General features: G+C 40.6%; 11 protein-coding genes. 4 read left to right on the plus strand and 7 right to left on the minus strand.

Features of this window, described 5'->3' with window-relative positions; all coding sequences use genetic code 11:
- Positions 1–186: 186 nt before the first annotated feature.
- On the minus strand, positions 187–1,566 hold the full coding sequence (ffh, locus tag LOC50_RS09160) for a signal recognition particle protein (protein WP_008464738.1): 1,380 nt from the start codon (positions 1,564–1,566) through the stop codon (positions 187–189).
- Positions 1,567–1,789: 223 nt separating this feature from the next.
- Here ffh and LOC50_RS09165 point away from each other — a divergent pair, with 223 nt between their 5' ends.
- Both LOC50_RS09165 and LOC50_RS09170 read left to right on the plus strand, forming a co-directional pair.
- Positions 1,790–2,596, plus strand: coding sequence for a cytochrome C assembly family protein (locus LOC50_RS09165; RefSeq protein ID WP_138627080.1), 807 nt, complete (start codon positions 1,790–1,792; stop codon positions 2,594–2,596).
- Positions 2,597–2,657: 61 nt separating this feature from the next.
- Positions 2,658–3,926 (plus strand): HlyC/CorC family transporter, encoded by a 1,269-nt coding sequence (locus LOC50_RS09170; protein ID WP_250653082.1) that lies wholly within the window; start codon positions 2,658–2,660, stop codon positions 3,924–3,926.
- A 41-nt stretch (positions 3,927–3,967) separates the two neighbouring features.
- On the opposite strand, the gene LOC50_RS09175 is transcribed toward LOC50_RS09170, so the two are convergent.
- The gene (locus tag LOC50_RS09175) at positions 3,968–4,576 is read right to left on the minus strand and encodes a transglycosylase SLT domain-containing protein (protein ID WP_013464490.1); all 609 of its coding nucleotides are present in this window, start codon (positions 4,574–4,576) and stop codon (positions 3,968–3,970) included.
- Positions 4,577–5,011: 435 nt separating this feature from the next.
- Positions 5,012–6,589 (minus strand): glutamate--cysteine ligase, encoded by a 1,578-nt coding sequence (gene gshA / locus LOC50_RS09180; protein WP_069440342.1) that lies wholly within the window; start codon positions 6,587–6,589, stop codon positions 5,012–5,014.
- A 425-nt stretch (positions 6,590–7,014) separates the two neighbouring features.
- On the opposite strand from gshA, the gene LOC50_RS09185 reads away from it, so the two are divergent.
- Positions 7,015–8,562: a methyl-accepting chemotaxis protein gene (locus LOC50_RS09185; protein WP_250653083.1), complete on the plus strand. Its 1,548-nt coding sequence runs from the start codon at positions 7,015–7,017 to the stop codon at positions 8,560–8,562.
- Positions 8,563–8,624: 62 nt separating this feature from the next.
- On the opposite strand, the gene clpB is transcribed toward LOC50_RS09185, so the two are convergent.
- The 3 genes from clpB to rluD form a co-directional block, all read right to left on the minus strand.
- Positions 8,625–11,201, minus strand: coding sequence for an ATP-dependent chaperone ClpB (gene clpB, locus LOC50_RS09190; RefSeq protein ID WP_036983227.1), 2,577 nt, complete (start codon positions 11,199–11,201; stop codon positions 8,625–8,627).
- Between the two features lie 96 nt (positions 11,202–11,297).
- Positions 11,298–12,029: a peptidoglycan editing factor PgeF gene (gene pgeF / locus LOC50_RS09195; protein WP_250653084.1), complete on the minus strand. Its 732-nt coding sequence runs from the start codon at positions 12,027–12,029 to the stop codon at positions 11,298–11,300.
- A 2-nt stretch (positions 12,030–12,031) separates the two neighbouring features.
- Positions 12,032–13,009: a 23S rRNA pseudouridine(1911/1915/1917) synthase RluD gene (gene rluD / locus LOC50_RS09200; protein WP_013464485.1), complete on the minus strand. Its 978-nt coding sequence runs from the start codon at positions 13,007–13,009 to the stop codon at positions 12,032–12,034.
- A 141-nt stretch (positions 13,010–13,150) separates the two neighbouring features.
- On the opposite strand from rluD, the gene LOC50_RS09205 reads away from it, so the two are divergent.
- Entirely contained in the window at positions 13,151–13,915 is a 765-nt protein-coding gene (locus LOC50_RS09205; protein ID WP_250653085.1) for an outer membrane protein assembly factor BamD, read from the plus strand.
- A 55-nt stretch (positions 13,916–13,970) separates the two neighbouring features.
- Here the strand turns inward: LOC50_RS09205 and LOC50_RS09210 are convergent, their stop codons facing one another.
- Positions 13,971–14,309: a P-II family nitrogen regulator gene (locus tag LOC50_RS09210; RefSeq protein ID WP_013464483.1), complete on the minus strand. Its 339-nt coding sequence runs from the start codon at positions 14,307–14,309 to the stop codon at positions 13,971–13,973.
- Positions 14,310–14,318 lie beyond the last annotated feature (9 nt).

Raw genomic sequence — 14,318 nt, forward strand, 5'->3', positions numbered from 1 at the left:
AGTTTTTAGCAACAATGCAAGTAAGAAGTGATGCAAAAAGCCAGTTTAGTAGATTAAACCGTGATCCAAGATGAAAAAGTATATGAATAAGCTATTCTGTGCATAGTTTATCCAACAATAAAGAGGCATTTTGCCTCTTTATTGATTACTTTTTATCTCGTATTGGAGGTGTTGAAGGTTAAATTATTAAAATTTTGGACCACCGCCACCCATCATGCCAGGTGGTAACATCCCTTTCATGCCACGCATCATTTTTTGCATGCCACCTTTACCTTTCATCTTCTTCATCATTTTTTGCATTTGCGTAAATTGCTTAAGCAGTTTATTGATCTCTTGTACTTGAGTACCAGAGCCCGCAGCAATACGCTTTTTACGCGAACCTTTGATGATTTCTGGGCGTGCACGCTCTTTTTTGGTCATAGAGCTAATAATCGCTTCCATTTGAATAAAGGTTTTATCACCCATTTGCCCTTTAACCGCATCTGGGATGTTTTGCATGCCAGGCAGTTTATCGAGCATCGACATCATGCCACCCATGTTTTTCATTTGCTTTAGTTGATCAGCAAAGTCATCCAGCGTAAAGCCATCACCTTTAAATACTTTTTGTGCTACTTTTGCCGCTTGTTCTTTGTCTACTTTCATCTCGACTTCTTCGATTAATGAAAGTACATCACCCATGCCTAAAATACGTGAAGCAATTCGGTCTGGGTGGAAAGGCTCAAGGGCATCAGTACGCTCACCCACACCCATAAACTTAATTGGCTTACCAGTAATATGACGAATAGATAAAGCAGCACCACCTCGGGCATCACCATCTGTTTTAGTCAGTATCACACCGGTCAGCGGTAAAGCTTCGTCAAATGCTTTTGCTGTATTTGCCGCATCTTGACCTGTCATTGCATCAACAACGAATAGCGTTTCGATTGGATTAATTGCATGATGCAAGGCTTTAATTTCATCCATCATGTCGCTATCAACATGCAAACGACCCGCAGTATCGACTAATACAACATCAATAAATTTCTTTTTCGCATGAGAAATGGCGGCAGTTGCAATATCAACTGGTTTTTGCGAAATATCACTTGGGAAAAATTCTACATCAACTTCTGTTGCTAAGGTTTCTAATTGCTTAATTGCTGCTGGACGATACACATCGGCACTCACCACTAGCACAGACTTCTTCTTGCGCTCTTTTAAAAACTTAGCCAGCTTACCTACACTGGTGGTTTTACCCGCACCTTGAAGACCAGCCATCATCACTACCGCCGGTGGCTGTGCGTTAAGGCTTAGCTCTTCGTTAGCTTCACCCATGGCTTTTTCAAGTTCTTCACGAACAATTTTTATAAATACTTGGCCAGGGCTCAAGCTTTTGGTGACTTCAACACCAACCGCACGCTCTTTAACTTGCTTTACAAACTCGCGAACAACAGGCAACGCCACATCGGCTTCTAAAAATGCCATTCGCACTTCACGAAGTGTATCTTTAATGTTGTCTTCAGTTAAGCGACCACGGCCACTAATATTTTTTAGGGTTTTACCTAATCGTTCTTGGAGGTTCTCAAACATGTAACGGTTCCGAAAAGACGTTTATATCAACTCTATTAATAAGGTCGATGTTATTAAAATTCAATTGAGAATAGTATACCGTAAATGATGGCATACAATACAGTGCTGAAATGCGGCTTATTGAGTTTCTTTTTACAGGGTCTATGCATTTGCGTTGCTATAAAATACAATGCCCAGATAACGAACACGAATTATTTGACTTCAATTAAGTGGCCAAAGCAAAATGCTGATTATTAGTTTAACTATTATTGCCAGTTTATTTTATGTGTTAGCAACGTCTCACGTGCTTTCGCGATTGTTTCATCGTCAGGGACCAAGCCAAAAAATTACCATAATACTGAGCACTGTCGCTATTTTGGCGCATATGCTGCTTTTAGTAAACTCGGTGTTTAGAGTCGATGGCCAAGATTTAAGTATTGTTAATGTTGCATTACTGACTTGTTGGGTAATAGTGCTTTGTGTCACCACCGTCTCTTTAAAGTTCCCTGCAACACTGCTATTACCTGTTGTATACGGCTTTGCTGCCCTGTTAACTATTGCTAGCCTGTTTATTCCTCATCACGTTTTACTTCATAGCATTAATGTAGAGCTTGCGTTAGTTGCGCATATTTCACTGTCGTTATTAGCCTACTGCACCTTAATTATTGCCACCCTTTACGGCGTACAATTTTACTTTATTGATAAACGTTTGAAACGTAAAGATTTAGCAATAGTACATAGCCATTTACCGCCACTAATGGTGGTAGAGCGTCAACTTTATCAACTATTAAATTTAGGCACAGTATTATTAAGCGTGGCGCTGATTACAGGGTTTGTATTTCTTGATGGCATGTTTGCCAAAGAGTTTATTCATAAAACAATCTTATCTTTAGTTGCTTGGGCTATTTTTGCTACGATTGCCGTTGGCCATATAAAACGAGGTTGGCGAGGGAAAATGGTGGTAGTGAGTATTATGATGGCCGCATTTACACTCACACTCGCTTATTTTGGCAGCCGTTTTATACAAGAAGTGATTCTAAATAAGTTTTAACTTGACTCTGAAAGCTCACTCTAGCTTAATACGCATTGGTTTATAAAAAAAGGATCCATCGTTGGACGACATATCGACAAGTACGCTGTTTATCATTTTAGGTTTATTAGTACTTTTTTCTGCTTACTTCTCCGGGTCAGAAACCGGAATCATGTCAATCAACCGTATTCGTTTACGACACCTCGCTAAAGAGAATCATCGTGCTGCGAAACGCGTTAGTAAATTACTCAGTCGACCTGACAGGTTGATAGGTCTTATCCTCATTGGCAATAACCTTGTCAATATTGCGGCTGCCCAAGTTGCCACCATTATTGGTATTCGTTTGTATGGTGATTTAGGTATTGCTATAGCAACAGGTGCATTAACACTTGTGGTGCTGATTTTTGCTGAGGTAACGCCAAAAACACTGGCCGCCCTCTATCCTGAGCGAGTCGCTTTTCCAAGTTCGGTGATACTCAAAGGGTTACTAAAAATTCTCTTCCCATTTGTTGTCGTTGTTAACTGGATGACCAATGGTATATTGCGCTTATTTGGTATTAGCGCTGCACAAATAGATGAGCACAGCATGAGTAAAGAAGAATTAAAAACCGTGCTAAATGAATCGGGGGCGCTGATCCCCGCTCGTCATCAAAGTATGTTGACCTCTATTTTAGATTTAGAACAAGTTACCGTCGAAGATATTATGATCCCTCGCAATGAAATTGTGGCGATTGATATTAATGACGATTGGAAAATAATCAGTAAACAACTTACTCACGCTCAACATACTCGAGTGCTTTTATACCGCGACAATATTGATGATGCTGTTGGCTTTATTCACTCTCGTGATGCACTTCGCCTTTTAACTAAAGAGCAATTTGATAAGCCTTCGCTATTGCGTGCGGTACGTGAAATTTACTTTATCCCTGAGGGCACCTCGCTTAACACTCAGCTACTAAAATTTCAGTTATCAAAAGAACGAATTGGTATTGTTGTTGATGAATATGGCGACATTCAGGGCTTAGTCACTCTTGAAGATATTCTTGAAGAAGTTGTGGGTGATTTTACTACCACTCAAACTCGGACACCGAGTGAAGAAGTAAACACACAAAACGATGGCTCTTATATTGTCGACGGCGGTGCTAACGTTCGCGACTTAAATAAAGAAATGGGCTGGGAATTCCCATTAGACGGCCCTAAAACATTAAGTGGCTTGATTGTGGAGTACTTAGAAGATATCCCTGATGCTAATTTAAGTATTCGTATTGCAGGCTATCCGGTTGAAGTACTTGAGGTAAAAGAAAACATGATTAAACAAGTCAAAATTCAACCAAACAAACGTAAAAAATAAACCAATAAAAAAGGAGCCTACTGGCTCCTTTTTAATCTAATCTAAAAGAACAATCGCTCTAACCAACCTTTATCTAAATCATCTTCGCAGCGTCTTAGCTGTGCGCCATAACGGCTTGCCCGATGTTTTACTTTATTGGCAACGCTCATTAGCCATTTTTTCTTACGATAGGTGCCTCGTTTATAACCGCCCCATCCCTCATGATAATTTAAATACTGTGCGTAGGCGTCCCACTTAGACACACCATTAACTTTATGGGTTTTATAAACAAACCACGCCATAAAATCAATCGCATCTTCAAATTCGTCTCTGTCGGCGCCACTGTTACCTGTTTCACGAATATAATCAGACCAAGTAGGTGTTTTAGCTTGAGAATAGCCATAGGCATCGCTTGCACGACCAGTAGGAATTATCCATAAGAAGTATTCCATAGGCGGTGCTGCATCGTGGCGAAAAGAACTTTCTTGATACATCATGCTCATTAACACATGTTTTGGGGAGCCCCACTTTTCCTGCGCGTCTTTGGCATCAAAATACCAGTCAGATTTCTCTTCGAAAATTTTACAAATATCTTCTGGTTGCTTTGGGGGAGCTGTTGCACACCCAGCTATAGTGAGCAACAAAGATAAGGTAATAATATTTTTTTTCATTTTTTAAGATCTCACTGAACTTTTTAAAAAAGTGTGGGTCTGAATCTATGAATGCAGCAGTACAGCATTGTTTCATCCCTAAAGAATATTTACGCAGCTACTATGAGCTGCGTTTTTTTTGCCTGCTACTTACTTGGGTCTGTTGACCTTTCAAGGTTGAATTTTCAGTAGCTTGTTTGGTATTTAGGCAAGGCAAAGCCTATGTGGTGTGGTTATTCCCCATAAACAGGCGATAACGCAGCATCAATGCCAAACAGGTGCTGCCCTTCGGGTTCTGCCTAGGAGCGATTCACTCTTTGTTGCCTACATGGATGTAGGTAAGGGGCGTGAGCAGGACGCGGAAGCTTTGCTCGGTTTTTACTTAGCCCACTAGGTTACAAACCTCGCGCCGCGATTAAACCGCTCCTAGTTTGAACAAATTGTAATTTGAAAAGGTCAACAGACCCTGAAGTATGTATCTAAAAATGCAGTAAATGATTGTTTATCAGCTTGTTCAATTGCCTTTTGAGCTTGGTACGACTCTGCAGCTTGTTGCTCTAGCCACGATTTTGAAAATTCAGTATAACTTGCTGTTTCATGGCTTTGTTTGTACTTCTGAGCAAGTGAGAGTGCAAAGTGGCCATTATCTAACCCTGATGCTTTTAACTGCTCAACATAACGACCAGAATACGTTAATGCCGGATCATGAATCCAAGTCGCCATGCGCTTAATGGTGTTTGAGTAGTAGTCAACATCGTAAGCCGTATCCATCCACTGAGCAACATCACTCAACTGACTAAATATTTCATCACCCCAAGATTCTAGGCTGCGCTGCTCATTATTAAAATTAAGCATCAAGCCTTGTTCTCGACCTTGGTTAACCACAGTATCAAGATTTTCAGTGCTACGAGTTTGCTCTTTCCAATCCATAGGCGCTGAATCTTTTAATAAACAATAAGTTAAAAACACATCTAAAAAGTGTATTTGCTCTAAGTCAATGCCAACTTCACTAAACGGGTTAACATCCAATGCACGAATTTCAATATATTCTATACCCGCTCTTAGCAATGCATCAGTGGGCGTTTCACCATTTTTTGCATTACGTTTAGGACGAATTGGCGAGTAAAACTCGTTCTCTATTTGCAAAATGTTTTTATTTAATTGCTTTGGCGTAGCACTGGTGTAATCGTCAATACTGCCGTAAATATCTGAAGGCGTATTTATGGCTTTTTTAAGTCCTGCGACATATTCATCTAATGAGTTATACATTACTCGTAATGACGATTGTGCGCTATTGGTATAGCCTAAGTTGCCTAAACGCAATGCGGTACCCACTTCCAAATATAAAGTGCCTTTACCGAGTTTTTTAAACGGTAAATCGCTTTTACGCCCTTGTAAAAAAGAGCTACATAATGCCGGCGATGCGCCAAACATGTAGCTAATTAACCACAGTTCACGTTTAAAGTTACGAATTAACGCCAAGTAACTATCCGATATAAAATCTTCAAGTTTCGCATTACTTTGCTTTAATGAATGCAGTGACTGCCATAGCGTTTGTGGAAAAGAAATATTGAAATGTACGCCAGCAATCGCTTGCATCATACTGCCGTAACGGTTCTTCAAGCCTTCGCGATATAGGGTTTTCATTTTACCGACATTAGAGTCGCCAAATTGTGCCAATACAATATCGTCTTGATGATTTATAAAGCACGGCATACTAATTGGCCACAACAATTCATCGCCCATATGTTCTAGGGTGAACTTTTGTAAATCTTTTAGCTGCTGTAAGGTTTGCGTTGATGACTCGCTAACCGGTGTAATGAACTCAAGTAAAGATTCAGAAAAATCAGTGGTAATATGCCCATTGGTGAGCGCACAGCCCACCCCTTGAGGATGAGCCTGTTTTGAAATGGAACCATCGTGATTAATTCTTAATGATTCTCTCTCAATACCGCGCATAATGCCTTTAATAGCCTGTTGATTATCTGCATTAGATAGCGCGTTGAGCGTGTTCTTTAAATTATAAGTTGTCAAAAAAAGTTTCCTCGAGCCAAGTGGCTTAATCATAAGGTTATGGGGTCTTTTTACCTTTACTCAAGATTAAACGATGAAAAAACTATATGAATTTATTAGATATAGTTTTTACTGGATTTTAAACACGCTTTGTTTCACGCTATAAAAGATAATCTTGCCATTGCCACTACGAATATACAATTTCTTTTACATATTATTTGCCATAATCCGCCGCTGACAACATGGCGTTTTAAAACGCTTTGACAAGATAGAATTAAACCCTAAAAGTTTGTCATAACTGAAAAATTCAATTACCCTTAATATTGATAAAGATCATATAAATATCAAAAAAATGTCTTATTCCTGCTATTTTACACATATCACTAACGTACATTAGTTTTAGTAATTACAATAGCCGCCACAATAAAGAATGATAAAGAGTCACTATGCGTCGTAATCAAAGCTTAATAGATGAAGAAGTTAACTTCGAAGAACACCAAGAGTTGGTTTCAACCACTGACTTACGCGGTGTTATTACTTATGCCAATCATGAGTTTTGTAGTATCGCAGGCTACGAGATGGATGAACTGATAAATAAAAATCACAATATCGTTCGCCACCCTGATATGCCAAAAGCTGCATTTAAAGAAATGTGGGACACCTTAAAACAAGGCCATTCGTGGCGTGGCGCAGTAAAAAACTTATGTAAAGACGGCCGCTATTATTGGGTTGATGCATTTGTAACGCCTATTTTTGAGCATGGCCAACTGATTGGTTATCAGTCTGTGCGAATAAAACTAGAGCAACGCGCAAAACGCAGAGCACAAAAGCTCTATGCCAAAATTAACGCTAATAAATCATTATTCAGCTGGCGCGAACGCACATCATTAAGACAAGGTTTGAGCATTGCGGGTATTTTAATTTGGTTAGCCAGTGTCGCAATGTGGGGCTCTCTTTCGCTTGCCGCGATTAACTTATTAGTATGTATTGTTATTTTAGTTTTAAATTATGATGAGCTGGTAATCACACCTGCAACCCTCAAACAACAAAAAAACCAAGCAGACTCTGTATCTCGTTATGTGTATAGTGGCTCGCACCCACACAGCATTAGTGATTATAGAGTGCAGATGCTCAGTGCTAAATTAAGAACGGTACTAGGGCGGGTAAAAGATTCAACCTTGAGTTTTAATACGATTGCCCAAGGGTTAGATCAACAATCGACGTTGACCGAGCAAGGTATTTCTTCTCAAGGCACTCAGCTAGAACAAATTGCTTCAGCCATGTCACAAATGAGTACCACGATTGGTGAAATCTCTAATAATACCAATAACACGGCTGATAAAGTGGGCATTACTTATCAAAGCTGCTCTGATATCAAGAATCATATTGCAGATAACAGTAAAATGGTGTCTGACTTAGCTGTACAAGTTGAGCAAGCGGCCGCCACAGCAACGGGGCTTGCCTCTGAAGCGGATAAAATTGGCCAAGTCATGAGTGAAATAGAAGGGATTGCTGAACAAACTAACTTATTGGCACTCAATGCGGCTATTGAAGCGGCACGCGCCGGTGAGCATGGGCGTGGTTTTGCAGTCGTTGCCGATGAAGTAAGAGCGCTGTCGTCACGAACTCAAAACGCCACGGCACAAATTCACAGCTCAATTAAAGAAATTCAAGATACCTTGTTTAGCTGGTCTAAAATCATGCAGAGCACAAAACAACAAGCCGATGACTGTGTTAATACAACAGGACAAACACAACAAGAGCTTGATAGTATTTTTATTCAAATTAGTGAAATTTCACAGCTCGCCACGGATATTTCAGCCGCAGCAGAACAGCAACAGGTTGTAAGTAAAGACATTGGTAGCAATGTTGAAAAGATTAAAGGCTTAGGGGATGACAATTTACAATTGAGTTTTAGCGTAGCACGTGGTGCGGCTGAACTAGTGGAAGGCTCAAGAAAAGTGAATGATTTATTACTGACTTTTAAAGTTTAACAAACGCCCTAAAATAGAAACAAAAAAGCCGCTGTGAACAGCGGCTTTTTGCTGTGCTCAGATTATCGACTCGTAAACACTAAGCCGTCTTCGTTAGCATCAATGACAATGATACAACCTGGTTGAAATTCATTATTAAGCAGTTTTTGTGCTAATGGGTTTTCAATGGTTTGCTGTATTGCCCGTTTAAGTGGACGAGCGCCATAGACAGGATCAAAGCCACTGGCAGCAATTCGCTCAAGAGCAGCATCTGTCAACTCAAGTAAATACCCCATCTCTGTCAATCGTTGACGTAATTTGCTTAACTGAATATCTGCAATTTCTTTAATATGACTATGTGAAAGTGAGTGAAATACCACAGTTTCATCAATACGGTTAATGAACTCGGGTCTAAATTCATTATGTAAAACACCCATAACTTTTGCTTTAAGCTCGTCATAATCATTACTTCCCGCTTGCTCTTGAATGATATCTGAGCCCAAGTTGGAGGTCATAATGATAACCGTGTTTTTAAAATCAACCGTACGCCCTTGGCCATCCGTTAAACGACCGTCATCAAGGACTTGTAATAAAATATTAAACACATCTGGATGCGCTTTTTCTATTTCATCAAGCAAAATAACCGAATAAGGTTTACGACGAACAGCTTCGGTTAAATAACCACCTTCTTCGTAACCGACGTACCCTGGAGGCGCACCGACTAGACGTGCGACTGAGTGTTTTTCCATAAACTCAGACATATCTATACGCACCATGGCACTTTCGGTATCAAACATATAGCCCGCTAGTGCCTTGGTCAGTTCTGTTTTACCAACCCCTGTAGGCCCTAAAAATAAGAACGAGCCAATTGGACGATTGGGATCAGCAAGCCCTGCACGCGAACGACGAATGGCATTAGCCACCGCAACGACGGCCTCATCTTGACCAATGACTTTGTTATGTAACTGCTCTTCCATTTGTAATAGTTTTTCACGTTCACCTTGGAGCATACGCGCCACTGGGATCCCGGTCCAACGTGATAAAATTTCTGCAATTTCATCTTCGCCCACCTGATTTTTAAGCAAGCTCATTTCTTGCATTTCTGCTTGTGATGCTAAATCGAGTTTGCGCTCAAGCTCAGGTATACGTCCATATTGCAGTTCAGACATACGCTGCAAGTCACTTGCTCTGCGAGCCACTTCTAAATCAAGTCGTGCCTGCTCTAGCTCAGCTTTAATAACCTGCGTGCCTTGTAAAGACGCTTTTTCTGCATTCCATACTTCATCTAGTTCACGGTATTGCCCTTCAAGCTCAGTGATCAGCTCGAGCATTTCTGTACGGCGCTTTTGACTTGCTTCATCTTTCTCTTTGGCCAATGCGTTATCTTCAATTTTTAATTGGATAATGCGACGCTCTAATTTATCTAAAGCTTCTGGCTTTGAATCAATTTGCAAGCGAATAGAAGAGCCCGCTTCGTCAATTAAATCGATTGCTTTATCGGGTAATTGGCGATCACTAATATAACGATGCGATAACTGCGCTGCGGCAACGATTGCAGGGTCGGTGATCTCCACTGAATGGTGTAACTCGTAACGCTCTTTCAAGCCACGCAGAATAGCAATGGTGTCTTCTACTGAAGGTTCTTCTATTAATACCTTTTGGAACCGGCGCTCAAGCGCAGCATCTTTTTCAATGTATTTACGGTATTCATCTAAAGTGGTTGCGCCTACGCAATGGAGTTCACCGCGTGCTAAGGCAGGTTTTAACATGTTACCCGCATCCATAGCGCCATCACTTTTACCAGCACCAACAATGGTATGAATTTCATCAATAAATAAAATAACTTGGCCTTCTTCTTTAGCCAACTCATTAAGTACTGATTTTAAACGCTCTTCAAATTCACCTCGGTATTTTGCACCAGCAACTAATGCGCCTAAATCAAGTGATAATACGCGCTTGTTTTTTAAGCCCTCAGGCACTTCACCATTAATAATACGCTGTGCAAGCCCTTCAGCTATGGCTGTTTTACCCACCCCTGGCTCACCAATTAACACAGGGTTATTTTTGGAACGGCGTTGTAATACTTGTATAGTGCGGCGAATTTCATCATCACGACCGATTACAGGGTCAAGCTTACCTTGCTCTGCACGCTCAGTTAAATCGATGGTGTACTTTTCAAGTGCTTGACGTGTTTCTTCCGCATTAGGATCGTCAACTTTTTGACCACCACGAATCGCTTCAATTGCCGTTTCAACCTTACTCGCAGTAATGTTAAGTGCTTTAAAAACACTGCCAAGCGGGCCTTTATCTTCACACGCAACTAATACAAACAACTCACTTGAAATGTATTTATCTTTACGTTTTTGGGCGTACTTATCACATAAGTTTATCAGTGAAACCATGTTATTTGACAACTGTACATCGCCACCAACACCTTCCACTTTAAATAACTTTTCTATCTCTTGTGATAACTTAGTGTTGAGTTCATCAACGCTGATGCTCATTTGTGCAAATAGTGCACGCACACTTGAGCCGCTTTGTTTTAACAAAGCGTACATTAGATGCACAGGTTCAATAAATTGATGATCGCGACCTAGGGCTAATGATTGCGCATCTGAAAGCGCAGACTGAAATTTACTTGTAAATCTATCTAAACGCATGGGGGTTTACCTATAAAAAAAAGAATTACTTAATAGATGGGTATATTAGCGGGTTTGTTCAAGGTATTAAGGGAAAAATAATCACCTAATGATTATTTACTTGCGCCAGATCAAACTTGCCATACGACCGGTTTGGCCATCGCGCCGATAAGAAAAAAACAAGTTAGCTTGAGAAACCGTGCAATGCTCACCCCCGCTAATGTTTATAACGCCCTGTTGATTAAGTAAAATAGTTGCTATTAGATAAATATTAGCTAAATACTTTTCATTATTTTGAGCTTTGAACGCGCTGTGCATTAGGGGGTTATTTGCTGTAAATAACTCGACTACCTCTTGACCGACATGAAATTGATTAGCCCCTATTGCAGGACCTAACCAAGCATGTACATTCGCCGAGGCATTTTTAAAACAAGCCAGCGCATTGTTTATCACCCCTTGCTCTAACCCTCGCCAACCGGCATGAATTGCGGCCACTTCTTGCCCGTCACTCGATGAGAGTAAAATAGGTAAACAATCAGCGGTCATTATGGCTAAAGGTTGATTGCGTAATTGCGTATATAACGCATCGCCTGTGAGTATTTGATTGGGGTCAAATCGCTCATCCACTGTAATTACATCAGCGCTATGAACCTGATTTAACCAAATTGCCGGTTTAGGCAAATGAGCATTTACACGTGCTCTGTTATTTAATACATCTTGGCTGTTATCACCTACATGCAACCCTAAATTCAAACTACCGAATGGAGGCTGAGATACGCCCCCTTCACGTGTAGTACTCAATGTATCTACACCATGAAGAGATTGCCATGTAGCTGATAAGCCAAACATTGTTAACTCGCTATATCAGGGTTTGCTTTTGTGTCTTCGCGCAATGCTTGAGTCATTTGGACCATATCATCAGGGATAGGCGCTTGCCAGGTCATCATTTCACCGGTGATTGGATGCGCAATACTTAATTTAACGGCATGAAGCGCTTGGCGTTTAAAGCTACGCAGTAACTCAAATAACTCAGGCGTTGCCCCTTTTGGTGGACGAGGACGACCGCCATAAGATTGATCGCCAATTAATGGATGGTTTAAGTACGCCATATGCACACGAATTTGGTGTGTACGCCCTGTTTCAAGACGTAAACGCAAACGTGTATGGGCGCGGAATTTTTCGGCAACACGGTAATGCGTAATAGCTGGTTTACCCATTTCATGAACTGCCATATGCGTACGCTGCGTTGCATGACGACCAATTGGTTTTTCAACCATACCACCGGCTGTCATAGTGCCATTACATAACGCTTCATATTCACGTGTGAAGTTTTCGCGCTTTTGCAGTGCTTTAACTAAATGTGTTTGTGCCTGAATCGTTTTAGCGACAACCATTAAACCTGTTGTATCTTTGTCTAAACGATGCACAATACCCGCTCGTGGCACATTAATAATTTCTGGGTAGTAGTGTAATAAAGCATTTAACACCGTACCGTCAGGGTTACCTGCGCCAGGATGAACCACTAATCCCATTGGTTTGTTGATCACTAAAATATCATCGTCTTCATAAACGATGTTTAATTTGATATCTTGTGCTTCGTATTCACGAGGTGCTTCTATTGTTGTTTCAACAGCTACAACTTCACCACCGAGTAGTTTTTCACGCGGGGTGTTGAAAATTTCACCATCAACGGTGATTTTATCATCTAAAATCCACGTTTTTATCCGTGATCGTGAATAATCAGGGAACAATTGTGCTAATACTTGGTCTAGACGTTTACCACCTAAGTCTGTTGGGACCTCGGCTTGGAGAGATATTTGCTCTGACATTAGTAACTTTACCCAATTTACCAGTGCAAGCTTTGCTTGACTGGGTTAGAATCGCTTTTAATAAAAGCATAACATAATACGCATAGTTTACTCGGTTTTACCCACTTGGCCTAGCCGAAGACATCGAAGGTAACAAATAAAATGATAAATAAAATAGGGAAACGTGCATTCGCCATTGTTTTTTCAGTTTCAATGCTTAGTTTAGGGGCCTGCTCGTCTGCACCTGACCAAGAAGATATTCAACGCGTACCCAACAGATCGGCACAAGCACTATACGAAGATGCAAAACAAACGCTTGATTCTGGTTTATACGCTCGTGCAATTGAATTATTAACGGCAATTGACTCTCGCTATCCGTTTGGTCCGTTTTCAAAACAAGTCCAAATGGATTTAGTGTATGCACATTACCAATCAGGTAATACAGAGCAAGCACTTGCTACAATCGACCGTTTTATTCGCTTAAACCCAAACCACAAAGATTTAGATTACATGTACTACATGCGTGGCTTGGTTAATATTAAGGCGGATAAAAATGCTTTCCAAGAATACTTTGGTGTAGACAGAGCCGACAGAGATGCTAAACGCACCCGTGTTGCTTATACCGACTTATCAACTTTGGTTAAACGTTTTCCAGAAAGTGATTATGCGCCAGAAGCAAAACGTCGTTTAGTTTGGTTATTAAACCGCATGGCACGTTATGAGCTAAAAGTGGCAACTTACTATTACGAACGTGAAGCCTATTTAGCAGCCGCAAATCGCGGTAAATATGTGGTAGAGCACTACTCACAAAGTAGTTATCTTGATGCGGCACTCGCCATGATGGAAAAAAGTTACGAGAAGCTTGGCTTGACTGAACTAAGTCAGCATGCAGAGCAAACGCGTAAATTTAATAGCAGAAATAAATAACACGAAAAAGGCGCTAGTTATAAAATTAGCGCCTTTTTTTACGAGGTTTACTCGACTATATAGCCTCTTCATCCTCTTCTGCAGTACGAATTCGAACCACACGTTCTACGTCAGTGACAAATATTTTACCATCACCAATTTTGCCTGTTTGTGCTGTTTTAACAATAACATCAATAGCACGTTCTACGTCTTCATCACCGAGCACAATATCTAGTTTTACTTTAGGTAAAAAGTCAACCATGTACTCAGCACCACGGTATAGCTCTGTGTGGCCTTTTTGACGCCCAAACCCTTTTACTTCACTTACTGTCATACCCGTAATGCCTACATCAGATAATGCTTCACGCACATCATCGAGCTTAAACGGTTTAATGATTGCTTCTATTTTTTTCATAGTAATTAC

It is taken from the genome of Pseudoalteromonas sp. SCSIO 43095 (assembly GCF_023650455.1).
Lineage (GTDB): Bacteria > Pseudomonadota > Gammaproteobacteria > Enterobacterales > Alteromonadaceae > Pseudoalteromonas > Pseudoalteromonas tetraodonis.